This window comes from Streptomyces sp. NPDC017979 (assembly GCF_044328175.1).
Lineage (GTDB): Bacteria > Actinomycetota > Actinomycetes > Streptomycetales > Streptomycetaceae > Streptomyces.
The window spans coordinates 116,518-141,344 of sequence record NZ_JBIRGU010000016.1 but is presented as its reverse complement, the minus strand read 5'-3'; the positions used below and the strand labels follow the sequence as shown (position 1 = coordinate 141,344).

The 24,827-nt window shown below is 73.6% G+C and carries 19 protein-coding genes; 5 read left to right on the top strand and 14 right to left on the bottom strand.

Features of this window, described 5'->3' with window-relative positions:
- Window position 1: 1 nt before the first annotated feature.
- The 5 genes from ACH4E8_RS31095 to ACH4E8_RS31075 form a co-directional block, all read right to left on the bottom strand.
- The gene (locus ACH4E8_RS31095; protein WP_398454649.1) at window positions 2–1,192 is read right to left on the bottom strand and encodes an acyl-CoA dehydrogenase family protein; all 1,191 of its coding nucleotides are present in this window, start codon (window positions 1,190–1,192) and stop codon (window positions 2–4) included.
- 96 nt (window positions 1,193–1,288) lie between these two features.
- A complete protein-coding gene (locus tag ACH4E8_RS31090; RefSeq protein WP_398454647.1) occupies window positions 1,289–1,885 on the bottom strand; it encodes a hypothetical protein in 597 nt (198 codons plus the stop codon).
- A gap of 84 nt (window positions 1,886–1,969) precedes the next feature.
- Window positions 1,970–2,884 carry a zinc metalloprotease HtpX gene (gene htpX, locus ACH4E8_RS31085; RefSeq protein ID WP_398454645.1) on the bottom strand — a complete coding sequence of 305 codons (915 nt, stop codon included), beginning with the start codon at window positions 2,882–2,884 and terminating at the stop codon, window positions 1,970–1,972.
- 122 nt (window positions 2,885–3,006) lie between these two features.
- Complete coding sequence (locus ACH4E8_RS31080) at window positions 3,007–5,046, bottom strand: SpoIIE family protein phosphatase (protein WP_398454707.1); 2,040 nt, start codon at window positions 5,044–5,046, stop codon at window positions 3,007–3,009.
- A 186-nt stretch (window positions 5,047–5,232) separates the two neighbouring features.
- Entirely contained in the window at window positions 5,233–8,772 is a 3,540-nt protein-coding gene (locus ACH4E8_RS31075; RefSeq protein ID WP_398454705.1) for a phosphodiester glycosidase family protein, read from the bottom strand.
- 724 nt (window positions 8,773–9,496) lie between these two features.
- On the opposite strand from ACH4E8_RS31075, the gene ACH4E8_RS31070 reads away from it, so the two are divergent.
- Complete coding sequence (locus tag ACH4E8_RS31070; protein WP_398454644.1) at window positions 9,497–10,408, top strand: trypsin-like serine peptidase; 912 nt, start codon at window positions 9,497–9,499, stop codon at window positions 10,406–10,408.
- 79 nt (window positions 10,409–10,487) lie between these two features.
- On the opposite strand, the gene ACH4E8_RS31065 is transcribed toward ACH4E8_RS31070, so the two are convergent.
- On the bottom strand, window positions 10,488–10,739 hold the full coding sequence (locus tag ACH4E8_RS31065) for a DUF6158 family protein (protein WP_398454641.1): 252 nt from the start codon (window positions 10,737–10,739) through the stop codon (window positions 10,488–10,490).
- Window positions 10,740–11,011: 272 nt separating this feature from the next.
- Here ACH4E8_RS31065 and ACH4E8_RS31060 point away from each other — a divergent pair, with 272 nt between their 5' ends.
- The gene (locus ACH4E8_RS31060) at window positions 11,012–11,785 is read left to right on the top strand and encodes a VOC family protein (RefSeq protein WP_398454639.1); all 774 of its coding nucleotides are present in this window, start codon (window positions 11,012–11,014) and stop codon (window positions 11,783–11,785) included.
- A gap of 43 nt (window positions 11,786–11,828) precedes the next feature.
- Here the strand turns inward: ACH4E8_RS31060 and ACH4E8_RS31055 are convergent, their stop codons facing one another.
- Entirely contained in the window at window positions 11,829–13,076 is a 1,248-nt protein-coding gene (locus tag ACH4E8_RS31055; RefSeq protein WP_398454636.1) for an aromatic acid exporter family protein, read from the bottom strand.
- Window positions 13,077–13,342: 266 nt separating this feature from the next.
- Between ACH4E8_RS31055 and ACH4E8_RS31050 the strand changes: the two genes are divergently transcribed.
- Window positions 13,343–14,389: a PHP domain-containing protein gene (locus ACH4E8_RS31050; protein WP_398454634.1), complete on the top strand. Its 1,047-nt coding sequence runs from the start codon at window positions 13,343–13,345 to the stop codon at window positions 14,387–14,389.
- A gap of 46 nt (window positions 14,390–14,435) precedes the next feature.
- On the opposite strand, the gene ACH4E8_RS31045 is transcribed toward ACH4E8_RS31050, so the two are convergent.
- Window positions 14,436–15,092, bottom strand: coding sequence for a class E sortase (locus ACH4E8_RS31045; protein WP_398454632.1), 657 nt, complete (start codon window positions 15,090–15,092; stop codon window positions 14,436–14,438).
- 338 nt (window positions 15,093–15,430) lie between these two features.
- On the bottom strand, window positions 15,431–16,321 hold the full coding sequence (locus ACH4E8_RS31040) for a universal stress protein (protein ID WP_398454630.1): 891 nt from the start codon (window positions 16,319–16,321) through the stop codon (window positions 15,431–15,433).
- 462 nt (window positions 16,322–16,783) lie between these two features.
- Here ACH4E8_RS31040 and ACH4E8_RS31035 point away from each other — a divergent pair, with 462 nt between their 5' ends.
- Window positions 16,784–17,437: a pentapeptide repeat-containing protein gene (locus ACH4E8_RS31035; RefSeq protein WP_398454628.1), complete on the top strand. Its 654-nt coding sequence runs from the start codon at window positions 16,784–16,786 to the stop codon at window positions 17,435–17,437.
- A gap of 45 nt (window positions 17,438–17,482) precedes the next feature.
- Here ACH4E8_RS31035 and ACH4E8_RS31030 read toward each other — a convergent pair whose 3' ends face one another.
- The 5 genes from ACH4E8_RS31030 to ACH4E8_RS31010 form a co-directional block, all read right to left on the bottom strand.
- Window positions 17,483–18,820, bottom strand: coding sequence for an NAD(P)/FAD-dependent oxidoreductase (locus ACH4E8_RS31030; protein ID WP_398454626.1), 1,338 nt, complete (start codon window positions 18,818–18,820; stop codon window positions 17,483–17,485).
- Window positions 18,817–20,277: an NAD(P)/FAD-dependent oxidoreductase gene (locus ACH4E8_RS31025; RefSeq protein WP_398454623.1), complete on the bottom strand. Its 1,461-nt coding sequence runs from the start codon at window positions 20,275–20,277 to the stop codon at window positions 18,817–18,819. Before ACH4E8_RS31025 ends, ACH4E8_RS31030 begins: the two co-directional genes overlap by 4 nt.
- Entirely contained in the window at window positions 20,274–21,707 is a 1,434-nt protein-coding gene (locus tag ACH4E8_RS31020; protein ID WP_398454620.1) for an FGGY family carbohydrate kinase, read from the bottom strand. Before ACH4E8_RS31020 ends, ACH4E8_RS31025 begins: the two co-directional genes overlap by 4 nt.
- Window positions 21,704–23,269 (bottom strand): APC family permease, encoded by a 1,566-nt coding sequence (locus ACH4E8_RS31015; RefSeq protein WP_398454618.1) that lies wholly within the window; start codon window positions 23,267–23,269, stop codon window positions 21,704–21,706. The genes ACH4E8_RS31020 and ACH4E8_RS31015 overlap by 4 nt, the downstream gene beginning before the upstream one ends.
- A 104-nt stretch (window positions 23,270–23,373) precedes the next feature.
- Window positions 23,374–24,147: a DeoR/GlpR family DNA-binding transcription regulator gene (locus tag ACH4E8_RS31010; RefSeq protein ID WP_398454615.1), complete on the bottom strand. Its 774-nt coding sequence runs from the start codon at window positions 24,145–24,147 to the stop codon at window positions 23,374–23,376.
- Window positions 24,148–24,553: 406 nt separating this feature from the next.
- Between ACH4E8_RS31010 and ACH4E8_RS31005 the strand changes: the two genes are divergently transcribed.
- Window positions 24,554–24,721: a hypothetical protein gene (locus tag ACH4E8_RS31005; protein WP_398454613.1), complete on the top strand. Its 168-nt coding sequence runs from the start codon at window positions 24,554–24,556 to the stop codon at window positions 24,719–24,721.
- Window positions 24,722–24,827 lie beyond the last annotated feature (106 nt).

The window sequence follows — 24,827 nt, the reverse complement described above, 5'->3', positions numbered from 1 at the left end:
GTCAGCGGCGGACCCTCGGCATGCCCAGGCCGATCCACGAGATGATCTCCCGTTGGATCTCGTTGTTCCCGCCGCCGAAGGTGAAGATGACCGCGGCGCGGTAGCCGCGTTCCAGTTCGCCGTGGAGGGCCGCGCCCGCGGAGCCCTCCTTGAGGGGGCCGGTGGCGGAGAGGACCTCCAGGAGCCAGGCGTAGGCGTCGCGGCGGGCCTCGGAGCCGTACACCTTGACGGCGGAGGCGTCCTGGGGGGTGAGGGTGCCGTCCTGGACGGAGCTGACCATCTGCCAGTTCAGGAGCTTCATGGCGTCCAGCCGGGCGTGGGTGCGGGCGAGGCGGGTGCGGACCCAGGCGAGGTCGAGCACGCGTCGGCCGTCGGCCAGCTTCGTCGCCGCGGCCCAGCGCCGGACGTCGACCAGGGCGCGGACGGCCGTCGTGCCGTGGGCGGCGAGGGTGACGCGTTCGTGGTTGAGCTGGTTGGTGATCAGCCGCCAGCCCCCGTGCTCGGGGCCAACGCGGTGCGCCGCGGGCACCCGGACGTCCTCGTAGTAGCTGGCGGTGGTGGTGTGCGAGGCGAGGGTGTTGATCACGGTGTAGGAGTAGCCGGGGTCGGTGGTCGGCACCAGCAGGATGGTGATGCCCTTGTGCGGCGGGGCGTCGGGGTCGGTGCGCACCGCGAGCCACACCCAGTCGGCGGTGTCGCCGTTGGTGGTCCAGATCTTCTGGCCGTTGACCGTGTACGTGCCGGTGTCCCGGTCGCCCTCGCGCACGGCGCGGGTGGAGAGCGCCGCGAGGTCGGTGCCGGCGCCGGGTTCGCTGTAGCCGATGGCGAAGTCGATCTCGCCCCGGAGGATCTTCGGCAGGAAGTGCGCCTTTTGTTCCTCGGTGCCGAACTGCATGATCGTCGGGCCGACGGTGTTCAGCGCCATCAGCGGCAGCGGGACGCCGGCCTGGGCCGCCTCGTCGAAGAAGACGAACTGCTCGACGGCGCCGAGGCCGCGTCCTCCGTACTCGGTGGGCCAGCCCACCCCGAGCCAGCCGTCCGCGCCGAGTCGGCGCACGGTGGCGCGGTAGAAGCGCTTCTGCGCCGCGAGGTCGGCGTGGCGCGCGGCGGCACCGTCGGGGGCGAGTTGGGCGAAGTAGGCGCGCAACTCGGTGCGCAGCCGCTGCTGTTCGGGCGATTCGGCGAGGTGCACGGCCCCTCCAGGGTCTCGGTCCGTCCCGGGCGCGGCGCACACGGTAGAACGCGTTGCAGGAATCTGGAAGGGGCGTGCTGCTGCGAGCTCCGGGCGTCAAGGAGTGACGAGGCCGGGCGCACCCCACACGGGGAACCACCGGGACAGGTCCTTCTCCATCCGCAGGTCGTCCGCGAGCAGCGCCCTGACCTGGAGTTCCAGCGCGTTGTCCCGGCGTTCGGCGGCGCCGGGCACGGGGGCGAAGGGGTAGAACGTGCCGCGCTTGTAGAGATAGACGAGGGCCAGCGGACGATCGCCGCCCGCCCCGCCTGCGAAGGCGACCAGGGAGCAGAGGAGTTGGGGTCCGAAGCCGCCGTCCTCCAGCAGGGTGTTCACCGCGTGCAGGTCGTTCACCAGGGCCGCGGTGTCGTCCGCGGGTCGGGTGACGAGCACCCAGGTGTAGCCGTAGCCGTCCTGGCTGAAGGTGACCGGGGCGGTGCGGCCCGAGTCGGCGTCGAGGAGGTCTTTGACGTCCTGTTGGATGCGGCGGAAGGCGCCGCCCTCGGTGCTGGCGAAGCACACCGAGCCGGCGCCGGTCGGGGTGAAGCCGGCGCCCGCCTGGAGGGTGATCGCGGCCGACGGCAGCCCGAAGAGCTGGTCGAGGTCGGGGCGGACGGGCTTGCTGCGGCCGAGGATGACGTCGAGGAATCTCAACGGAAGTCCCCCGTTCGACGGTACGGGCGGCGCACGGGGCGCGGGCGCGGTTGGGGTGCGGGCGGCGCACGGGTCGTGCGCCCGTCACGGGCGGGCGAGCCGGGCGCTGATCGTGGCGAGCTGTTCCAGGCGCTGTTCCAGCGTCGGGTGCGAGGAGAGCAGCCGGCCCAGGCTCTCCCGGGAGGAGAACGCCGGGGCGAACCAGAAGGCGTTGTACGGCTCGGCCTTGCGCAGGTCCTCGGTCGGGATGCGGGCCATCTCGCCGGTCACCTTGGTGAGCGCGGACGCGAGCGCCGAGGGGCGGCCGGTCAGCAGCGCCGCGGCGCGGTCGGCCGACAGCTCCCGGTAGCGCGACAGGAGCCGGGTGAGCAGGAAGCTGATCACGTAGACGGCCGCGCTGACCAGGGGTATGAGGGCGACGGCGAGGGCGGTGTTGCTGTTGCTGCGCCCGGCGCGGCCCAGTCCGCCGTAGAGGCTGACGCGCACCATGATCCCGGCGAGCACCCCGAGGAAGGAGGCGATCGTCATCACCGCGACGTCGCGGTGGGCGACGTGGGACAGCTCGTGGGCGAGGACGCCCTCCAGCTCTTCCGGCTCCAGGCGTCTGAGCAGCCCGGTGGTCACGCACACCAGGGCCGTCTTCTCGTTGCGGCCGGTGGCGAAGGCGTTCGGGACGTCGCTGTCGGTGATGGCGACCCGTGGCTTCGCCATGTTCGCCAGCGCGCAGACCCGGTCGACGGCGCCGTGGAGCTGGGGCGCCTCCTCGGGGGTGACCTCCCGGGCACCCATGCCGTACGCGGCGATCCGGTCGCTGAACCAGAACTGGGCGATGAACAGGGCGCCCGCGATCAAGAGGATCAGCGGCCACGCGCCGCGCAGCAGGGCGAGCAGGACGCCCACGAAGACGACGTACAGCAGTCCGATCAAGAACATCGTCGTCACCATGCGGGTGGTGAGTCCCTGGTCCGGTGCGTAGCGGGACCGAGGCCGCTTCGCCATCTGTTCACCTCCGGCGTGCTCCCCCTCGTCGTTCCCCGCGCGTTCTGCGGCGTCCTCTGCATCGTGGTCGGCGCGGTCGGCGCGGTCGTCGTGCTCTTCTCCCCTCCCTCGATTGTGCTCCTTCAGGGCAACGGGCGGAGCAGCAGCAGTGCGGTGTCGTCGCCGCGCTGGTCGGCGGCGGCACGGTCCATCAGGGCGTCGGCGATGTCCTCCAGGCTGCCGTCGGCCGCGGCCAGTCGCCCGGCGAGCTCCGCGAGGCCCTCGTCGAGGTCGGTCCCGGGCTGCTCGATCAGACCGTCCGTGTACAGGGCCAGTACGGAGCCGGGGGCCAGCGGTACGCGGGTGACCGGGTACACCGCGTCGTCCTCCACGCCGAGCAGCGGCCCGCCGGGCAGCTCCAGGGCCCGTACCCGCCCGTCGGGCTCCCGCAGCAGCGGCTGCGGATGGCCGGCGCGGGCGACCAGGGCACTGCGGACGGGCAGGTCCAGGTGGAGGTAGGCGCAGCTGGCGAGGAGTTCGGCGTCGAGGTCGATGAGCAGCCGGTTGGTGCTCGCCATGACCTGGCCGGGCCCCTGGCCGACCGCGCTGTAGGCGCGTACGGCCGTGCGGACCTGGCCCATCAGCCCGGCTGCGGTGGCGTTGTGGCCCTGGACGTCGCCGATGACGGCGGCTGCCGAGTCGCCGCCGAGCCGCACGAGGTCGTAGAAGTCGCCGCCGATGTCCATGCCGTGGGTGCCGGGCAGATAGCGGGCGGCGGCCTCCAGGCCCTCGATCGCGGGCAGCGAGCGCGGCAGCAGCGCGGCCTGGAGGCCCTGGGCGAGACGGTGCTTGGCGTCGTAGAGCCGGGCCCGCTCCAGGGCTTGGGCGACGAGGCCGCCGAGGCTGGTGAGCACGGCGCGTTCCTCGGGCGGGAAGCGGTGCTCGTGCGCGTAGCCGAGGACGCAGGTGCCGATGGGCTGCCCGGAGGCGATGAGCGGGAGGTACGCCCAGGAGGCCATGCCGTCGGGGGTGGCGTAGCGCGCCGGGTAGACCCGTTCCAGCTCGGCCCGGGACTCGAAGAAGGAGGGCACTCCGGTGGAGAGGATCTGCGCCCCGGGGATCTGGGCGCTCAGCGGGGTGCCGTCCCAGCGGTTGACGATCTGGGGGTCGCGGTAGCCGCGCTGGCCCAGCACCCGCAGCCGGTTGTTCTCGGCGGCGAGCATGGCCAGCGCGTCGCTGCCGAGCGTGGGCATGATCACGTCCGCGACGGTCTCGATGACGTCCTCGACGCCGACGGACTTGGTGAGCGCGCCGGCGAGGCTGAGGATGTGGGAGATCGACACCAGGCTGCCGTGGTGTTCGGCCGCGGCGCTCGGGGACGGCCCGGGCACCGCGGTGCGGGCCTGGGTGATGTGGACGCTGACCCCGCTGCGCCCGGGGTGCAGCCGGAAGGACAGCCACTCCTGCGGGGGTCGCAGCACCGTGAACGAGGTGGTGCGCTGGCTGAGCATGGCGGCGCGGTAGCGGTCCTCGTACACCGGGTCGTCCAGCCAGGGCAGCGCGCTCCACAGCCGTCGGCCCATGAGGCGGCTGACGGGGACGCCGAGGAGCCGGCCGGTGGCGGGGGTGGCGTACACGACGCGGCCCTCCACGTCGAGGGCGCACAGCCCGTCGGGCATCCGGGCCAGCATCCGCACGGCTTCCTCCGCGGCCCCGGTGCGGGCCATGACCATGGGTTCGGCTTCGACGGGCCCGCCGTCCGCGACGACGGAGACGCCCGCCGCGACGGCTTCGCCGAGGCGGCGGCCCATCCGGTCGCAGGCCGCGAGCAGTTCGGCGCGCTCCGGCGGCAGGAGCACGGGCGGGTGGGCGCCGGGCCAGGTGACGTACACCGCTCCGTACGTGGTGTCGCCGTGCGCGACGGGCACCGCGGCCAGGCAGTACGGGTACGGCAGGACGACGGCGATCCGCGGGTAGCGGCGGGCCATCTCCTCCTCGCTGCTGATCCACACCAGGCGGCTCTCCCGCACCGCGTCGGCGACCGGCATCTGCGCGCTGAGCGGCACCCGCTCCCAGGGCGCGGAGAAGGACCGCGGCAGCCCGGCCTTCACCACCATCTCCAGCACCTGTGCGTCGGGGGACAGCAGGTACACCGCGCCGGAGTGCGCGCCGACGCCGGCCATCAGGTCCGTGAGCGCCCGGGCGAGCGGAGGCCGGGCACCTTGGCCCTCCCCGTCCGTGGCCACGGCTTTGGGTGCGCGCGGACCGCCCACGGTGCACCACCTCCTCCGTGACGCTCATGACCACCCTGCCCGCGATCGGCCGCGCCCGCATGGCGAAGGGCCGCGGGCAGGGTGACCGGAGCGGCGTCACCTACCGGCGGGCGCGGTGACGGGCCGCGGTCGGTCGGCTCCGCGACGGCCGGCGGGGGCCGCGTCCGCGATGGGGACCTCGGCCTGTCGACGCTGTCCTGAGACGGTCACCGCGAGGGTGATCGTGCCCGCTCGCAGCGCGGTGAGCCGGCCCGTGGCCGGGTCGAAGACGGCCACGGCGGCGCCGACCGAGCGCGGCCGGCCCGCCGCCCCGGAGGCGATGTGGACGTTCTTCGACGCCGTCCAGTCGACGCTCATCGGGAAGCCCACCGGGACGGTGCGCGTCCCTTGGGTCACCGTGGCCCGCACCCGGGCGGTGCTGCCGGTGGGCAGCGCCGCGGGGGCGTCGAGCGCGAGGGCGTCGACGTGGGCCCTGGTCTGCACGGACAGCCAGTCGGGGCCGGCGCTCCAGGGCCGGCCGCGGGCCGCCCGCGCTTCGGCTGCGGACACCCGGTCGACCCCGACGAGGGACCAGCCGGTGAAACCGCCGTCCGCGGCAGGGGCGGCCGGGGACTTCCCCGCGTTGCCGTTGATCAGGTACGGCACGGCGTCGACGCGGTCGGCGTGGAAGACGCCGACGTGGCTGCCGACGAAGCCGGCGCCCTTGCCGGTGGTGCGGCGGAAGTCCGCGAGCCAGCCCTCGATCAGCGCCGCCTCCTTGCGGTCGCCGAGCCGGCTGCCCTGCTGCGGGGTGGGGTCGCGCGGCGGCACGTGCTGGACGACCAGCACGGAGCCGATGTCCTCGTCGCGCGCCGCGCCGTCGAGTGCCGCCCGCAGGTTCCGCAGTTGCGCGAGGCCGCCGCCGCGCAGCGACAGGCTGGAGGTGTCGAGGGTGACGATCCGGGTGCCGCGGTGGTCGAAGGTGCGGGACGGCGCGCCGAACTCGGCGGTGAAGTTGTCGATCCGGCCGCCCATGACCTCGTGGTTGCCGGGCACGTAGTACCAGGGCACTGCGGTGCCGAGCTCCTCGGTCAGCACGCGCCGGGCGAACGCCAGGTCCTCGGGCGAGCCCTCGTCGACGAGGTCTCCGTTGACCACCAGGAAGTCGGGGCGCGCGGCCCGGACCTCGCGCAGGGTGCGCCGCGCCTGGCGGACGATGTCGCTGTCCGGGGCGCGCGCCACGAACTGGGCGTCCGACATCACCGCGAACCGCCAGTCCCGCTCCCCCGTCACCGCGGCGGAGTCGACGAGCGGATCGACGGGCCGCGGCGGTGCGGGCAGGTCGACGGAGGGCGGGACCTGGGCGGTGAGCGAGTCGACGACGACCTTCCCGGTGTACTGCCGGGTGGCGGCGGTCTCGGCGAGGTAGAAGCGGTGGACGGCGAGCGGGGTCGCGGCTGCCGGCGGGACGGCGAAGGTGACCTTCCGCCAGCCGGTCCAGGTGACGTACGGGCCGCGCAGCAACTGGTCGGAGCCGGCGGCGTCCTTCAGGTGCAGGGTGGGCCAGGCTCCGTTGCCGTCGCCGTTGATCCAGAGGGTGAAGGACTGGGGCTGGCCGGGCACCTCGATGCGGCCGGGCGGGCTGGCGTAGGCGGCGCGGGTCGCCGTGGAGCGGGTGAAGTCGTAGCGCAGCTCCAAGCCGGTGCCGGTGTGCCCGGCGTCGGTCGCGGCCACGGATCCGTCGGCGCGGGCCTGGCTGAACTTCCAGTCGGCGGCGTCGTCGAAACCGGTCACGGGCTGTTCGGCCAGGCCCACGCTGACCGCGAGGGCGGTGGTGGTGGCGCCGACGGTGGCGGTGATGCGGCCCGCGCCGGTGCCGGTGCGGGAGGTGACGGTGAAGGAGCCCGCGCCGTCGTCGGTGACGGTGAAGAGTTGCCGGTCGTAGTCGAGGCGTACGTCGGCGGGCTCGACGGGCGCGCTGTTGCCCTGGGCGTCGCGGCCGACGAGTCCGAAGCTGCCGGTGGCGTCGGCGTCGGCGAGGGACACCCGGCGGGTGGTGGGCTCGACGCGGACGAGCGGGCCGAGCACGGTCAGCGGGATGCTGCCGTCGGCGGCGCCGCGCTGGGCACGGACGGTGACGGTGCCGCTGCGGCCGGCGCGGAAGACGCCGGCGCGGTCGACGGTGCCGACGGCCGGGGCGCTCGTGCGCCAGGCGGGGGCGCCGGCGGCGGGCCCGTACGTCTCGTCGTACCCGGCGGCGGTGAGCGCGCGGGTCAGCCCGGGGAAGACCCGGTCAGGTCGGCCGCCCCTGACGGATGCGGCGGTGGGCGCGGCGAGCGGGGGCGTACGGGTGGTGACCCGGTAGCCGTGGAGCCGGCCGCTGCCGTCGGGGGCGGTGAGCGCCAGGCCGTTGGGCACGGGCCGTTCGCTGCCGTCGGACGGGCTGTTCTCGACCTGGAGGGCGTCGCTGCCGGGGGCGCGGGCCAGCAGGGTGGAGGAGCCGCCGCCGTCGAGGTTGAGTGCGCTGTGGGCGCCGGCGCGCTGGAGCATCCGGCCCAGTTCGGTGAGGGTGACGCCGCCGCTGTCGGCCTGCCGCCCGTCGACGGTGACGATCTGCATGGTCGTGCCGTCGCGGGAGAAGCCGACGGCGGTGCGGGGCGCGGCGGTGTTGTTGGGCGCGCCCTCGTGGCTGACGGCCGCACCGTCGACGACGAGGAGTTCCCGGCCGCCGACGGCGGTGCGCGGCAGGGGGCCGCCGTCGGTGCGCGGTCGGTACGCCAGGGACACCGGGTCGCCCGGGCGGAGGGCGGCGAGCCGTTCGGCGCCGGCCTCCCGGCCGAGCAGCACGGTGGTGTCGTCGGCGATCGGCCCGCTGCCGGGGCGGTCGGTGACGGAGACGACGCGGCCCTCGCGTACGGCGACTTCAGCGCGGGAACCGGCGCCGTCGACGGTCAGCGCCCGGTCGGCCGTGCCCCAGGCGGAGGTGTAGGCGCCGACACCGTCGGCGGGCACGTTGGCCGCGTTGTACGCGGCGAGCGGGCCGGAGCCGGACGGCAGGGTGAGGGAGCCGTCGAAGTACAGCTCAAGCACCCGGCCGGCGGCGCCGGGGCCGAAGCCGACGGCGCGGTGGGCGCCGGGGGCGGGCGACTGGGTGAGCGCACCGTCGCGGATGCCGGGGCCGAGCGGCGCACCGGTCTGGTTGATGTCGAAGAAGTCGGCGTTCACGGCGGCGACGGTGCGCCGCCCGGGCCCGGGGTCGTGCTCCGCCGCCAGCCGGCTCAGCGGTGCGCGGTCGGCGACCTTTCCGGTGGAGAGGTAGTCGACCCCCGTCGAGCCCGCGCCCGACCCCGCGCCCTTGCCGAGGTCGACGGAGAGGGTGTCGACGCGCAGCCAGGCGCGGGCTTCGAGCCGGTCGTACGAGGTGAGCGTCATGCCCGGCGCGACGGGCCGTGATTCCCTTGCGGTCTCGATGCCCTCGGCGTCCGTCGCACGGGGGGCGCCCGGCGGTGCGGGCGCGAGACCGCCGGGGTTGCTGGCGGGCGGTGGGGCCACCGGCCGCAGGACTTCGGCGGCGGTACGGGGCCTGGGGTCGGTGGTGGAGTCGGCGACGGCTGGAGTGAGGGTCCCGGCCACGGTCGCGGCGAGGGCCGCGAACACGGTCGCCACGGGACGGAGGGTGCGTCTGGTCGCTCTGCCTCGGGCCACAACGTCTCCTGGGTGACGGCTGGTTTGAGCACGCAGGCGGCGCCGTCCTGGCGGGTGGGGGCGACGGCGCCGCGGTGAATGTACCCAGCACGCCGCCCCCTGCCACCGTCCCGGCGCGGAACGCGTGCCGTCGTGTTCGTGTACGACGCGTGATCCGCGGGTGCGGCGCGGCAGGCGTTCGGGTGCGACCCCGCCGGAGTCCGAAATAAACGGCACCCCCCGGTGATTTCTCGCGAGCAAATGCCCTACGTCCGCGAACGATCACCCGGTGATCTCCTCCTCCTTGCCGGCGCCTGAATCCGGGATGCCCCTTCTTTTCGCGACACCGCCGAACGGCGGCTAAACGCGAATGAGATGAAGAAAAAACATGCCCCGCACATTCCCTGACGGCCTTTCACCGAATATTACGAGAGCTCTTTCGAACTGCGGCCGCACTGAACCTCGTTAGGCTGCCGGCACCTCAGTGATCACTGCTGATACCGCACCACTGACCACCACGTCTCAGGGCGCAGCACCATGCCGTCGACGCTCCGCCGGCATGCCTGCGCCGGACCAAGGATGAATCTCAGTGAGCAGAACTAGCCGCATCATTTTCCCCGCATTGGCCGCCGCTCTCGTGGTGACCGCGATCGGTCAGCCGTCGGCCGCGCAGCCGGGCGGAGCCCCACCGTCCGCCGTGAGTTCCACGACCATTGGCGTCACCTCACAACTGGCCGACGGAACACCCGTCGCATCGGAAGCGGAAGCCGCGAGCGTCGAGGCGTACTGGACCCCCGAGCGGATGGCGAACGCGATCCCGGTCGAGGCGCCGCCGTCCGAGGGTCAGCCGCCGCCCGGTCCGGACGAGCCCGCGGGCCAGCCGGGCGAGGCTCCGCCGGCTGCGCCCGAGCAACCGCCCGTGCGGGACGGCTCGCTGGCGGTCGACCGCGCCGCCACTGCGGGGAAGGTCTTCTTCCGCAAGCCCACGAACGGTCGCGACTACGTGTGTTCGGCGAGCGCCATCAACAGCCCGTCCAAGCAGATGGTGATCACCGCGGGGCACTGCGTCAACACCGGCGGCAACGGCTCGACCGCCGGCAAGTGGATGACGAACTGGACGTACGTCCCCGCCTACCACAAGGGCAGCCGCCCCTACGGCACGTTCTCGGCGAAGCAGTTCCGGACGTTCAAGGGCTGGATCGACGACTCGAACTGGGACTGGGACGTCGCCATGGTCACGCTCCTGCCCCGGGCGGGCAAGAAGATCGTGAACGTGACCGGTGGTCACGGCCTGGCGTGGAACCACGGGCGCAGCGAGGCGCGCACCATCTTCGGCTACCCGGGGAACCACGACAAGGGCGAGGTCCAGTGGTACTGCAAGGGGACCACGCGCCGCGTCGCCTGGAACGACGGCAAGGTCGAGATCCAGTGCAACTTCGGCGGCGGCTCCAGCGGCGGCCCCTGGCTGCACGGCTACAACAACTCCACGCAGTTGGGGCACGTCAACGGGGTCACCAGCACCATAACGAAGACCGGGGGCTGGAACGCCAGCTCGTACTTCGGTGACAGCGTGAAGGCGATGTTCGACGCGCAGGGCAGCAAAACGTAACCCACCGCGCGTCGCCGTCGGGGCCGTCGGAGTCGGCGCAGTCGACGGGGCCGACGGCCGCCGTCCCGCCCGGAGGGCGTCAGCGCTGCGCATCGCGGGCGCGGGCGCCCTCGCGGGTGCGGGCCGCGGCGACCTGGCGGTCGGGGTGGCGGCGCAGATACTCCGCCTCCAGCTCCGCCATCCGGGCGGTGTGGACGGCCAGCGCATCGGCGGAGCCGTGCAGCAGGGTGTCGTGGCGGCTGCGGTGGATGTTCTCCAGTTCGCGGATCAGCGCGTGCTCGCCGAGGCGGGCGGCGTCGATGCCCCGGTGCTGGTCGTCGGCCCGTGTCATGGCAGCCCGGCTCCTTCCGTGCTCCGTCGTGCCTGGTACCGCGTGGTGTGACCATCCGGCCCCTTCTCCGGCCGGGGCGCAACCCGGGGCGCGCTGTGTGCCTCCGCGACCACGTGGAGCGAGCGCGACTCGCGTCCCGGGTCCGGCGGGCGCAGGATGGGGAGCGTGCCGGTGCCGGCCGCGCGCTGTGGGCTGCCGCGGCGGGCTCCGCAGGACTCAGGGACACGAGGGCCATGGACAACGAGACGCGACGACCACCCACCGTGCCGGGCATGACGTCGAGCGCCCACAAGTTCGGCGCGCCGTGCTGGGTCAGTCTCATGGCCCGGGACCTCGGCGCCTCGCAGCACTTCTACGGGGCCGTCCTCGGGTGGGAGTTCCGCAAGGGCCGGCTCGGCGACGAATTCGCGGTGGCCGTGCGGGACGGTTCGCCCGTCGCCGGGATCGGGGCGCTCGCCCCCCGCCTCCAGGTGGCCGTGGCCTGGACGCCCTACTTCGCCACCAAGGACGCCGACGTGGCGGCGGCCCGGATCCGGGAGCGCAGCGGCACGGTCGCCGTCGGGCCGCTCGCGTTCTCGCTGGGGCGCGGTGCGCTGGCCGCGGACCGCGACGGCGCCGTGTTCGGGATCTGGGAGGGCGCGCTGATCCCCGACTGGCAGTCGGGCCACAAGGACGCGCCCGCCTGGCTGCTGCTGCGCACCCGCAACGCCTTCGACGCGGCGATCTTCTACGGCGAGGTGCTGGACTGGGCGAACGAGCGCCCCGGCTGCTGCGACGTGGGCTTCGAGAACGACGAGGTCGTGTTGGTGAGCCTCGGTCGGGTGCTGGCCCGGCTCAGCTCCGGCGCCACGGGCGCCGCCGCCGACCCGACGCTGCGGCCGCGGTGGGACGTGCACTTCCCGGTGGAGGACGTGGACGCCACGGCGGATGCCGCCGTGGAGCACGGGGGCACGGTCCTGGAGCGGCACACCACGTTCGAAGGGGCGCGGGAGGCGACCGTACGCGATCCGGACGGGGCGCTGTTCACCATCACCACGCACGCGTGACCCGTGCCCCCGCTCGTCGCCCGGCGCGTACGCCTTCCGGCGCTCACCCGCCGTCGCCGTGGGTCGTGGGCCCCGACCGGGTCCGGCGCCGCTCGCCGAGCCACTGCCGGGCCGCGGCGATCCGCGGGAACCTCTCCCGCTCCTGCTGTACCCGGCGGTCCAACTCCTCCATCAGCCGCCGCGAACGGTGCTCGGGGTCGAGTTCGGCGAGGATGCGGTCGATCTCGGTGAGCAGCGCGCCCTGCAACTGCCAGTCGCGCGGATCGCTGCGCACCCCCGCGAGCAGCAGCCCGGCCGCCCGCTCCCGGCTGGCGGCGGCGTCCTCCAGGCCGCGCGCGAGCCGCTCCTCCGCCTCCTGGGCGTCCTCGCTGACCTGAGTGGTGACCAGTACGGCGAAGTCGACCAGCGCGTCCGCTACGTGGGCCAGCAGTTCCTCCAACGCACGCCCGGTGGTCTCCCGCGGGAAGAGCCCCTCGTCGCCGTGTTCCTTCGCCAGGTCCGTCATGGTCCGGGCGAGCACCCGCAGCACGACGGCGCAGATCTCCAGGGTGTCCAACCCGGTCCGCAGCACCACCCGGTTCAGCAGTCCCTCCCGCACCCTCGGGTTGAGCCTGAGGCTGTCCTCCGCCTGTCGCAGCGCCTCGTCCACGTCGGCCACGTCGTCGTCGAGCCGGCGCGCCTCGTGCAACCGGGCGGCGGCCGTCGCCACCGTGGTGGGGGTGCTCAGCTCCTCCCCGATGTCGAGCAGCAGCAGCCGCATGCGCCGGGCCAGGCCCTCGATGGACTCGCCTGCGGTGCTCACCCACACCGGCGGCACGAAGACCACGTTGAACAGCAGCCCCACCACCGCGCCGATGAGCGTTTCCAGGACCCGGTCCCACGCGGTGTCGGCCACCCGGGTGACGCCGAGGACGAGCATCGCGCTGATCGCGACCTCGGGCACGAACTCGCTGACCCGCACCATGTACCCGACGACCAGCGACAGCAGGATGATCAGGCCGAGGCTCCACCAGCTCAGCCCCACCCACAGGCTGAAGGCGCTGGCGATCAGCACCCCCGCCACCACCGCGTTCACCCGGCGTACGCCGGTGGTGAGCGTGGAGTACAGGGTGACCTGGACGACCAGCAGCGCGGTGAGCGGGGCGGTGAGCGGGGCCGGTTCGCTGCTGAGCCACAGCGCGACGACGTACGCGATGGTGGCCGCGGCGGTCGAGCGCAACGTCTGGCCGACGACCGGGTCCCGGTAGTGCTTGCGTACGAAGTCCGTGCCCGCCCGCACGGTGGAACGCACCGTCGGCGGGCGCCGTTCAGCCCCCACGGCCCACGGCACGGTGCAAGTGACTCATACGACCGGAGTGCCCGCTGAGGCCGTTGGAGGCACGGACGGGGCCGGATGTTCGGACGAACGCGACGCTTCGATGACCCGTCCGGGCGAACGCTCCGGGGCCGGCCCGGCGTGCCGCGGGCACCGTCCGGGGCGAGAGTGGGACGTGCCCCGGGCGGCGCGACCGCAGCGCGGGGCCAGGGCGTGACGGGCGGCGGGTGAGGGAGTGGGCGATGGACCCCGTGGAGGCGCTGGACAGGGTGGCGTTCTTGTTGGAGCGCGCCCGGGCGGAGACGTACCGGGTACGGGCCTTTCGCACCGCCTCCGCCCTGGTGGCCCGGATGTCGCCCGAGGAGGTGCGGCGCCGGGCCGCCTCCCCGCGCTCGCTGGAGTCGGTCAAGGGCATCGGTCCGAAGACGGCGCGGGTGGTCGCCCAGGCCGTCGCCGGCGAGGTGCCGGAGTACCTGCGCCAGTTGGAGGAGGAGTCCGCTGCGCCGCTCGCGGACGGCGGCGTGCGGTTGCGCGCGCTGCTGCGCGGCGACTGCCACCTGCACTCGGACTGGTCCGACGGCGGCAGCCCGATCGAGGAGATGGGCCGTACGGCGATCGCCCTCGGTCACGACTGGGCGGTGCTCACGGACCACTCGCCGCGGCTGACGGTGGCCCGCGGGCTGGACGCGGGGCGGCTGCGCGAGCAACTGGCGGTGGTCGCCGAGCTGAACCGCCACTGGGCGCCCTTCAGGCTGCTGACCGGCATCGAGTGCGACATCCTCCCCGACGGCTCCCTCGACCAGGACCCCGCGCTCCTCGACGCGTTGGACGTGGTGGTGGCCTCGGTCCACTCGGAGTTGCGGATGGACGCGGCGCAGATGACCCGACGGATGGTCAAGGCCGTGCAGAACCCGCTGGTGGACGTGCTCGGGCACTGCACCGGACGGCTGCTGATCGGCCGGGAGCACGTCCGTCGGGGCCGGTCGACGACCAGCGGCACCCGGCCGGAGTCCCGCTTCGACGCCGCCGAGGTGTTCGCGGCGTGCGCCGGGTCCGGCACCGCCGTCGAGATCAACAGCCGCCCCGAGCGGCTCGATCCGCCGATGCGGCTGTTGGAGCAGGCGGTGGGGGCGGGCGTCCACTTCGCCGTCGACACCGACGCGCACGCCCCCGGCCAGCTCGACTGGCAGATCATCGGCTGCGCCCGGGCGGAGCGGGCCGGGGTGCCCGCCGAGCGGGTGATCAACACCTGGGGTGCGGACGAACTCCTCGCCTGGGTCGCGGGGTGACCGCCTCCGGCCACCGCCGTCGACCGGGCGCCCGGGGACCGGCCCGTCAGTCCTCGATCAGCACGCCGACCTTGTCGATGCGGTGTTCGGGGTTGCCCAACTCGTCGCGCCAGTGGTTGCCCGCGGCGTCGTCCTCCGGCGTGGCGCACGTCGACAGGGTGATCATCGCCCGGGTGGGGCGCTCATCGGGGTGGCCGGGTACCGCGGCGCGCTGTTCGGCGAGGGACGGTGCGGAGCGGAAGGAGGTCCAGCGGGTCTCGGTGATCTCGTAGCGGTAGGTGCGGCCGTCCTCGACTACGGTCACCACGTCGCCCGCGCGCAGCGCCGGGAGGTCGTGCAGCGGGCCGCCGGCGCTCAGCCGATGGGCGGTGACCAGGTAGTTCCCGATCTCCCCCGGGCCCACTCCCCCGGTGTCGCCGCGCGGGCTGGCGGCGACCCCGCGGTCCTGGATGCGGGTGCCGGCGAGGTCGTCGGTGGTGCCCTCGTACGGCACCACGGTGAGGTCGTCGACGCCGATGGCGGGGATCGTCACGGCGGCGTTGACGCTCGTTTCGTCCGTACGGGGCACGGACGGCGCAAGAGCCACGGGCGGTCCTTCGCGCGGCTCCACGGCGTCGGCGGCGGCGCGTGCGGTGGTGCACGTGGCGAGGAGGGCGAGGAGCGTTGCCGCGAGCGTCACGAGTGCGGTGCGGAGCTTCGCCATGGCGGGTCCGGTTCGTCGACGACTGCGGTTTGCGGTCTGCGGCCGTGTCGTGCCGTGCTCGTGGGCGTACGGCCGTCCGGTCCAGGATACGGCCGTATGCGTGACGGCGACGGCTGAGAGCGGTCGCCCCTGCGGGCGCGGGAGCGCCGTGACGGCGCCCGCGCCCCGGTGGTGGGCTGATCGCGCAGTTCCCCGCGCCCCCAAAACCCCCACCTCCAGCCCGCAGACACGTGATGGCTGAAGCACCACAGGGGCGCGGGGAACCGCGCGACCGGCCCACCAGCGGGCCGTGCCCGCGAGGGCAACGGCGTCCCGGCCGGGCGGGGCCGAGGCGCTGGTCAGGCGTGGGGGACGACCGCGACCGGGGAGGTGGCGTGGTGGAGCACGGCGTGGGCGACGGAGCCGATGCGGCCGCCGAACGCCGCCTTGCGGATGCGGCGGCCCACGACCAGCAGCGCCGCCCCCTCCGCCGCCGCGACCAGCACGTCCGCGGTCTTGCCGACCGTGGGCGCCTCGTCGACCGCGACGCCCGGGTGCTTGGCCCGCCAAGGAGCCAGCACCTCCTTGAGGGTGGCGGTCTCCTGCTTCTCCAACTCGGCGTCGAGCACCGGGTCCGGCGGCAGTCCGTAGGCGAAGTAGGGCGGCAGCGACCAGGCGTGCACCACGCGCAGCGCGGCGCCGCGGCGTTCGGCGTCCTCGAAGGCGTAGCGGATCAGGGCGTCGTCGGGCTCGTTGGCGTCCAGGCCGAGGACGACGGTCCCCGCGCCCCCGTCGCCGGTCGCCTCGTCGGCACCTTCCTCCGGGGCGCGGACGAAGACCAGGGGGCTCTGGGCGGTGGCGAGGACGGCTTGCCCGACGGAGCCGACGAGGAAGCCGCCGAAGCCGCTCAGTCCGCGCGAGCCGAGCACGAGGAGCGCCGACTCGTCGGCGACCTTCGGCAGCACGTCCCCGGGGCGGCCGGTGAGCTGGTCGATGGTGACGTCCACGTCGCCGTGGCGGGCCCGCACCCCTTCGGCCGCCTCGCGGGGCACCCGCTCGACCCAGTGCTGCTGGCTCTCCACGCCGAGGAAGGTGGCCCGGGCGGCCATCGGCACCGGCTCCCAGACGTTGACCAGTTTCAGCGGCAGTCCGCGCAGGACGGCCTCCCGGGCCGCCCACTCGGCGGCGGCCAGGCTCTCGCGGGAGCCGTCGAGGCCCACGGTGACGGGCCTGGTGCTGGTGCTGGGCATGCTGCACACCTCCTGGAACGGGCGGGATCGTCGGTGATCCCGCTCTCCAGCATGGGCGCTCGTGCGCGCGCGTGCGAGGGGCACGAGGTCCCGGCCCGCACCCCCACAGGTCCCGCGCGGCGGGCCCCACAGGTCCCGCGCGGCGGGCCGACCGGCCGGGCCCGAAGTCCTTTGCGCCCCATCCGACACCCACAGGATCCAAAACGGCCACACGCCCTTGTGGGCGACGAACGCGCACCCCCGGAATGCCACCCGTCAAGCAACGCCGAAAAGGCCGCGCAAGGCCCCGCCGAAGGCCGTCTCGGCACCCTGTCGGAAACCTTGAAGATGCGCTTTTTCACCGCTCTGACCTGGGGTAACGTGAGCGGCGCGCCGAGGCGGTGGGCAACGCCGCCGGTGGCACCGCGCGCTGGTGCCCGCGCTGCCCCCGTCTTGTGAGCCGAGCCCTTGTGAGGCCCCGTCATGCCCGCACCCCGCACCCTGTCCGAACTGCCTTACGCGGCACACCTGCGGCCGCTCGACGGCGAGTTGCACGTGGAGGACGACCTGGACTGCGTCCATGTGGACGGGGGCAGCTACGACGCGTTCGACGGCGGCGCCGTGCGCTTCACCGAGTCCGCACTGACGTCGACGGTGTTCACCGGCGGGCGGATGCGCCGGGCGCGCTTCAACGACGTCTGGATGCACACCGTGCGCTTCGTCGCCACGGACCTGGTCGACACCCATTGGATGGACACGGAGGTGGTCGCGGGCTCGCTCGCCGGGCTGGAGATGTTCGGCTCGCAACTGCACCGGGTCACCTTCCACCAGTGCAAGCTGGACTCGGTGAACCTGCGGTCCACGACGTTGCGGGACGTCACCTTCGTCGACTGCCTGCTGCGGGACGTCGACTTCGCCGGCGCCGAGTTGACCCGGGTCTCCTTCCCCGGCTCCGCCCTGGAGGACGCCCGCTTCCCGCAGGCGCGGATGAAGGACGTGGACCTGCGGGACGCGGACCGCCTGGGCATCAGCGCCGGAGTGGAGTCCCTGAAGGGCGCCACGATCAGCACGGGCCAACTGCTGGACTTCGCCCCGCTGTTCGCCCAGACGCTCGGCATCGTCGTCCGGGATCGCTGAAGGGGTGCCCGCCCGGCGGCCGCCGGGCGGGCACCACGGCTGCGGTCAGCGCACCCCGAGGGTGACCGGACCGCCGTGCGGGCTGACCCCGCGCAGTACGGACCACGGGACGCGGAACATCCGCCCGGGCGCGGCCGGCCAGGCGAGGCGGCGTTCGGCGAGGACCCGGCCCTGCTGGCGCACGGTGACGTGCGGCACGCGGACGAACTCGTCCGTCCACAGCAGCAGTCGACGGCGCGGCGGCGCCGGGTCGCCGGGGCGCAGCAGCCCCGGTGAGACCCAGCGCAGGGGGGCGTCGGCGAGCAGCCGCACCGGGGCCGCCGTGGCGGGGGCGCCGCCGGACGCGAGCCAGGACGCGACCTGGTCGGCGACGTGCCGGCCGTCGATGGCGGCGACGTCGGCGGTGTCCACCGGGTGCAGCAGGTTGCCGGCGGCGAAGACGCCGGGGCGGCTGGTGCGCAGCGCGGTGTCGACGAGGGGGCCGAGGGTGCCGGGGTCGAGGTCGAGGCCGCCGCTGCGGACCAGTTCGTGGTCCGGGATCCAGTCGCCGGTGAAGACGACGGTGTCGCACTCCACGGTGCGGCGCCGGCCGGTGTCCAGGTGCTCGATCTCCACGGCTTCGACGCGGGGCTTGCCGATGATCCGCACCAGCCGGGTGCGGTGGGCGACGGGGACCTTCAGCAGCGCCCGGCCGCCGAGGTCGAAGGCGGCGTACGACTCGGTGCGCTCGTACTGGCTGGTCATCAGGGCGACCGAGCAGCCCGCCTCGCGCAGGGTGACGGCGGCGGACCAGCTGACGAGTTCGCCGCCGACGACGACCGCGCGCCGGCCGACGTCCTGGTGGTGGAGGTGGACGGCGTTTTGGAGCTGTCCGGTGGTGTAGACGCCGGCCGGCCGGTCGCCGGGGACGCGCCGGGCGCTGCGGGGCCGTTCGCGGGCGCCGGTGGCGAGCACGATCGCCTTCGGTTCGACGCGGAGGCGGCCTTCGGGGCTGGTGACGTCGACGGCGAGGTCCCCGGCCCAGTGGGTGACGGTGGCCCGGGTCTTGATGACGGCGCCGGCGGCGAGCGCTGCGTCGGTGAGGCGCCGGGCGTACGCCGGGCCGGTCATGACGCGGTGCAGGTCCCGCAGGCCGTAGCCGGTGTGGTCGCTGTGGCGGGGGATGCCGCCCGCTTCCTTCTCCCGGTCGAGGACGAGGACGTCGCCGGGGACGCGCGGGGCGAGCGCGGTGGCTGCGGTGAGTCCGGCGGGGCCGGCGCCGATGACGAGGACGTCCGGGGTGAGGGTGCGTCCCGCGGGGGCGGACCGTGTGGTGGTGGGGGTGGTCGGCTGGGTCTGGTCAGGCTGGTCGGTCTGGTCAGGCTGGTCGGTCTGGTCGGTCATCGGGAGGTCACCTCGTGGCACGGGCGGGTGCAACCCTGCCTGGTGCGGTGGTCGTTCATGAGCTGCTCGACGGCGGAGCCGCAGAAGAACCCCTGGCAGCGGCCGTTCATGGCGCGGGTGCGCCGCCGCAGCCCTTCGAGGGTGCGGGCGGGCAGCTCGGCGTGGCAGGCGTCGCGGACCTCGCCCGCGGTGACCCGCTCGCAGAAGCAGACGACCTCGCCGTACGCGGGGTCGGCGGCGATCTTCCCGGCGTCCTGGTAGGGGCGGGTGTCCGCTTCGCCGATGTACGGCATGGTCGGCGGCGCGGGCAGGTCGTCGCGCTCCTTGAGGACGAGGCCGGCGGCGGCGAGCAGTCCCCGGACGTGTTCGGCGATGGCCATGCCGGCGGTCAGGCCGGTGGAGCGGATGCCGCCGACGAGCAGATAGCGCTGGTCGGCGTCGGCCTCGATGAGGTAGTCCGGGTGGTCGATGGCGGCGCGCAGTCCGGCGTAGGTCGCGGTGACCTCCTCTTCGAGGAGGCGCGGCATCAGCCGTTCGCCCTTCTCCAGCAGGAAGGCGAAGCCGTCCTCGGAGGTTCCGGTGGCGCCGCGGTCGGTCAGGTCCTCGGAGGTGGGGCCGAGCATGACGTTGCCGTACACGGTGGGCGAGACGAGGACGCCCTTGCCGCGGGAGGTGGGGACGGGGAGCACGATCTTGTCGACCAGGGGGCGGGCGAGCTTGTCGAAGACGAACAGCTCGCCGCGGCGCGGGGTGACGGTGAACCGCTCGTGTCCGAAGAGGGCGTCGATGCGGTCGGCGCCGAGGCCGGCGGCGTTGACGACCCAGCGGCCGTGGACGGGGCCCGCTTCGGTGTGCACGGTGGTGGCGTCCTCGCCGACGGTGACGCCGGTGACGGGGTGGTCGACCAGGACGGTGGTGCCGCGCCGCCGGGCGTCGGTGGCGAGGGCGAGATTGGTGGTCCAGGTGCAGATGATGGACTCGTCGGGGACGGTCAGGCCGCCCAGCACGCCGTCGCCGAGGGCGGGCACGAGCCCGTACACCTCGTCGGGGCCGATGAGTGCGCAGTCGTGGTAGCCGTTGGCCTCGGCCTTCTTCTTGAGGGCGGGCAGGGCGGCGAGTTCCTCGTCGTTCCAGGCGACGAGGACGGCGCCGGTGTGTTCGACGGGGATGCCGGTGTCCCGGGCGTAGTCGGACAGCAGTTCGTAGCCGCGTTGCACGAGGCGGGACTCCAGCGTGCCGGGCGTCGCGTCGAACCCGGTGTGCAGGATGGCGGTGTTGGCCTTGCTGGTGCCGTCGCCGACGTCGGACCGGGCTTCGACCAGTGCGACGGTCACCGCGTGGCCCGCGAGGTCGCGGGCGATGGCGGCGCCGACGATCCCGCCGCCGACCACGACGACGTCGTGGACGGTGGCGGCATCGGTCCCCGGGGCGTTGGTGCTGCCTGGGGTCTTGCTCATGTCAGATCTCCCTTGCGGACGGTGGTCTCGGCGACCGCCGTCCATGTACTGCGGAACTGCGCCGCCCGCTCCGCCGACCACACGGGTTCGTAGACGGCCGACGGCTGCCACTGCCCGACGGCTTCGCGGAGGGTGAGGTGCGGGTCGAGCGCCAGGCGCGCCAGTGCGGCGGCGCCCAGCGGGGTGGCGTGGGCGGAGGGGTAGACGTCCACCGGCATCTGCGCGAGGTCGGCCTGGGCCTGCATCAGGGTGGCGCTGCGGGTCAGGCCGCCGTCGGCGCGCAGCCGGGTCAGCGGTGCGCCCAGGTCGCTGGCCACCAGGTCGCACAGGGTGGCGACTTGGGCGGCGATGCCTTCGAGGACGGCGCGCACCAGGTGCCCGGGGCCGGTGGAGAGCGTCATCCCGCTGAAGGTGGCGGTGGCGTCGGGGCGCCACCAGGGGGCGGCGAGCCCGGCGAGGGCGGGCACGCAGAGCGTGCCGTCGGACTCCTTGGCCGCCGCGGAGTCCAGGTCGCTCGCGGTCCGTATGAACCCCAGGTCGCGGATCCAGCGGACCGCGGACGCGGCGGTGTAGACCTGGCCGTCGACGCAGTACGGGGTGGCGCCGGCGGCCCGCCAGGCGACGGACGAGGTCAGCCCAGAGGTGGAGCGCACCGCGGTAGTGCCGGTGTTGGCGAGCAGGAAGGCGCCGGTGCCGAAGGTGCACTTGGCCTGCCCCGCGTCCAGGCACCCTTCGGCCAGCAGGGCGGCCTGCTGGTCGACGACGAGCCCGGCGACGGGGACCTCGCCGCCGAAGGCGCGGGTCGTGCCGATCACTTCGTCGCAGGCGACGATGCGGGGCAGTCGCTCGTCGCCGAGGCCGAAGAGGTCGATCAGCTCCCGGTCCCAGTCGGCCCGGTCGATGTCGAGCAGCAGGGAGCGGCTGGCGGTCGCGGCGTCGGTGACGAACTCTCCGGTGAGGTGGTGCAGCAGCCAGGTGTCGACGGTGGTGACGACGCCCTCGGTGGTGACGTGCCGCCGCAGCCAGGCCATCTTGGGCGCGGAGAAGTACGGGTCGAGGACGAGGCCGGTGCGGGCGGCGATCGTCTCGGCGTGCTCGCCGAGTTCCGCGCAGACGGACTCGGCCCGGCGGTCCTGCCAGACGACCGCGTCCGACAGGGGCGCCCCGGTGCGCGGGTCCCAGGCGAGGACGGTCTCGCCCTGGTTGGCGAGCGCGACCACGTCGATCGGGCGCCCCGCGTCGGCGACGGCGCGCCGCCCGGTGTCGAGGACGGAGGCGAGCAGGGCCGCGGGGTCCTGCTCGACCAGGCCGCCCTCGCCGTAGCGGGGGTGGAGTTCGGCCTCGGCGATGGTGAGGGTGCGGCCGGCGCCGTCCACCACGATCGCCTTGGTGCCGGACGTGCCCTGGTCGATGGCGAGGACGACGGTCATCGGTCGGACACCTCGGTCGTTTCGTCCGCGGGAGCGGACGCGGGGGCGGGGACGGTGGCCTGGGCGGGGCTCGCGTCGGTGTCGTCGAGCGCCCGGTCGACGTCGGCCATGTCGGGCATGGTGAGTCCGGCGACGCCGCGGCGCACCAGCAGGAAGGCGAAGTACACGGCGCCGAGGGCGAACAGCACCAGGACGTACAGCCAGGGGTCGCGGAAGGAGGCGTCCCGGAAGATCAGCAGCTCGTAGACCAGCCAGACGGACGCCACCACGATGACGGGGATCTCCCAGCGGCCCAGCGAGAAGCCCTGGGTGGGCGGCAGCGACTTGCGCTTGACGACGTACATCAGGACGGTGCCGGCGTAGATGATGGCGGGCAGCAAGGTGGCCGCGGAGAACAGCGAGAACAGGGCGTCGGTCGTCATCGCGAAGCTCGCCAGGACCGCCTGGGCGACGAGGAAGATGAAGAGGGTCGCGTTCAGCGGGGTGCCGCGGCGGGGGTGGATCTTGCGCAGCGCCCGCCAGCCGGGGAAGCGCTGGTCCCGGGACATGGCCCACACCAGCCGGGTGCCGCTCATGGTGATGACCAGTCCGCAGGAGAAGATCGAGATCACCACGAGGACGAGGAGCGCCTTGCCGATCCCGGAGCCGAGCACGGCGGTGATGACGGTGGCGACGGGGGTGTCCGACTGGGCGAGCTTCGCCGGGTCCTCGATCAGCGCGGTGATGGCGATCAGGAACAGGAAGCCGAGGACGCCGAGCGAGAGCACGGCCTGGACCATGGCCTTGGGGATGACGCGGGCCGGGTCGCGGGTCTCCTCCGCCAGGTTGGCCGCGGACTCGAAGCCGACGATGGTGAAGGCGCCGAGGAGGAAGGCGAGGGCGAAGGGGCCGACGTGACCGGCGGTGCCGAGGCTGTAGTAGCCGGCTTCGGCGACCGGCGCGGTCTGGAAGAGGGTGCCGAAGTCCAACTTGCCGCTGAAGCCGCCGACCACGAACAGCAGCACGGTCAGGGCGATCATGCCGACGAGTTGGATGGTGACCGCGGTCTTGTTGACGGAGTGGGTGACCCGGGTCGAACTGGCCACCAGGACGGCCTGGAGGAGGACGACCACGGCGGTGATGGCCCAGGCGTTCTGCTGGGTGCCCTGGTACTGGAACAGCTCCGGCAGGATCGTCGAGGCGATGGTGTAGTCGACCGCGACGACGACCACGCCGAGGAAGGAGAAGGAGATCCACCCCATGATCCAGCCCCACACCGGGTTCACCAGGCGGGAGACCCACTGGTAGGCGTAGCCGCTGATGGGGATGCGGGCGGCGAGCGCGCCGAAGACCAGGGCGACGGAGAGCTGCCCGAGGACGGCGATGGGCCAGGCGAAGATGCCGCGCGGACCGGAGCTGTTCAGCACGGATCCGTAGGTGGTGAAGATGCCGGTGGCGATCGAGACGAAGCCGAAGGCCATGGCGAAGGAGGCGTAGCGGGTCAACTCCCGCTTCATCTCCGGCCGGGCGGCGGATCCTGGCGATCTGGCGCCGTCGGTGGTCACTGACTCCTGGGTGGCCATGGAGCGTTTCCTTTCACGACCCCGCTCTCGGTGGCGAGCGGAAGCTGATGAGGTTGAAGTCCGTGGTGCGGGCGTGGGTGGCCGTGTGCGCCGGGGGCGCGTCGTCAGGCCACCACCACCTCGCACCCGGTGTCCTTCACGGCCGCGGTGAGGTCGGTGTCCGCGGACGCGTCGGTGATCACCCCCGTCACGTCGCCGAAGGCACACACGCGGTGTCCGGCGACGCGTCCCCATTTGTTCCCGTCCGCCACCACGTAGGTGCGGGCGCTGTTGGTCAGGATCTGCTGCTTGGTCGCGATCTCCTCGTAGTGGAAGTCGGTCACCCCGGCGTCGGTGTCGATGCCGCCGGAGCCGATGAAGGCCAGGTCGGCGAAGACGTCGGCGAAGAAGCGGACCGTGCCCGGGCCGGAGCAGACCAGGTCGCCGCCGCGCACCCGGCCGCCGGGCAGCAGGACGACGGCCTGCGGCAGGGCGGCGACGACGCCGGCCACCTGGAGGGACGGCGTGACGACGGTGCCGCGGAAGTCCGGTGCGAGGGCGCGGGCGATCTCCACGGCCGTGGTGCCGACGTCGATCGCGACCGTCATGCCGGGGCGCACCAGGTCGGCGGCGGCCCGGCCGATGGCGGACTTCGCCTCGGTCTGGGAGGTGGCGCGGTCGGCGAAGGAGGCTTCCTCGCCGCCGACGCCCTGCACCACGGCGAGGGAGGCGGCGCCGCCGCGGACGCGGCGCAGGACGCCGCGCCGCTCCATCTGTCCGAGGTCACGGCGGACGGTCTCCGCCGACACCCCCAACTGGTCCGCCAGGTCCTCCGTGCTGATGGTGCCGACCCGGTCGACCACGGCGGAAATGCGCCGATGGCGCTCTGCTGGAAGCATCACAACCTCCTGACTGGGGCCGCTCTGGACCGCCCGGACCTGACCGAGCTTGACTGGAAGTGTGGATTGATGACCGAAGCTTCGTCAAGGGGTCGGACCGAAGTCGAGCCGCGCAGACGGCGTGGGCGACGTGTTCGGGCGCCGACGGCGCCCGGGCCGGGTGGCGCGGCCGGCAGGCGCGCCGGCACGGCGGCTTCCGCCGGAAACACCGGCCCGCGAAGGAGACAGAACACCCTCGGGCAATTCCATTCATGAAATTTTTCTCATGGAAGTCACTGGCTGGATTTCCATGAGCGGTCTCTCATCAAGTGAACGAAGAATTTCATTGACAGTGGTACGTCAAATTCCATAGTTTCCAGGTGAACGGAAACGCGGCCCCCACGCCGCCCGACCGATGGAGGCCGACATGGAGCAGCTCATCAAGAAGATGGTCCAGGACGAGGTCTGGAACGCCTGGCACGCGGCCAACTCCCCCGCCGCGAGCGCCGGCGGCGCGGACAAGGCCGGCTGCATCAGCGCCACGGCCAAGGCCGGTTGTATCAGCGCAGCCCCGAAGGCCGGCTGCATCTCCTAACCGGTCCCGCCCCACGGCGCACCGAGCGCGGGGGCCGGGCGGCGCCCTCCGACCGCCGCCCGGCCCCCGTTCGCCACCGTCGGCGCGCCGCCCTCGCACCCGAGAT

Excerpts from the sequence above, each read along its gene's own strand:
- ACH4E8_RS31045 (WP_398454632.1), bottom strand. The coding sequence starts at position 15,092 with ATGGCGAAGCTCCGCACCGCACTCGTGACGCTCGCGGCAACGCTCCTC.
- ACH4E8_RS31065 (WP_398454641.1), bottom strand. The coding sequence starts at position 10,739 with ATGACACGGGCCGACGACCAGCACCGGGGCATCGACGCCGCCCGCCTC.
- ACH4E8_RS31080 (WP_398454707.1), bottom strand. The coding sequence starts at position 5,046 with ATGGCCGGCGTCGGCGCGCACTCCGGCGCGGTGTACCTGCTGTCCCCC.
- ACH4E8_RS31040 (WP_398454630.1), bottom strand. The coding sequence starts at position 16,321 with ATGCCCAGCACCAGCACCAGGCCCGTCACCGTGGGCCTCGACGGCTCC.
- htpX (WP_398454645.1), bottom strand. The coding sequence starts at position 2,884 with ATGGCGAAGCGGCCTCGGTCCCGCTACGCACCGGACCAGGGACTCACC.
- ACH4E8_RS31010 (WP_398454615.1), bottom strand. The coding sequence starts at position 24,147 with ATGCTTCCAGCAGAGCGCCATCGGCGCATTTCCGCCGTGGTCGACCGG.
- ACH4E8_RS31030 (WP_398454626.1), bottom strand. The coding sequence starts at position 18,820 with ATGACCGACCAGACCGACCAGCCTGACCAGACCGACCAGCCTGACCAG.
- ACH4E8_RS31025 (WP_398454623.1), bottom strand. The coding sequence starts at position 20,277 with ATGAGCAAGACCCCAGGCAGCACCAACGCCCCGGGGACCGATGCCGCC.
- ACH4E8_RS31020 (WP_398454620.1), bottom strand. The coding sequence starts at position 21,707 with ATGACCGTCGTCCTCGCCATCGACCAGGGCACGTCCGGCACCAAGGCG.
- ACH4E8_RS31050 (WP_398454634.1), top strand. The coding sequence starts at position 13,343 with ATGGACCCCGTGGAGGCGCTGGACAGGGTGGCGTTCTTGTTGGAGCGC.
- ACH4E8_RS31060 (WP_398454639.1), top strand. The coding sequence starts at position 11,012 with ATGACGTCGAGCGCCCACAAGTTCGGCGCGCCGTGCTGGGTCAGTCTC.
- ACH4E8_RS31035 (WP_398454628.1), top strand. The coding sequence starts at position 16,784 with ATGCCCGCACCCCGCACCCTGTCCGAACTGCCTTACGCGGCACACCTG.
- ACH4E8_RS31005 (WP_398454613.1), top strand. The coding sequence starts at position 24,554 with ATGGAGCAGCTCATCAAGAAGATGGTCCAGGACGAGGTCTGGAACGCC.
- ACH4E8_RS31015 (WP_398454618.1), bottom strand. The coding sequence starts at position 23,269 with ATGGCCACCCAGGAGTCAGTGACCACCGACGGCGCCAGATCGCCAGGA.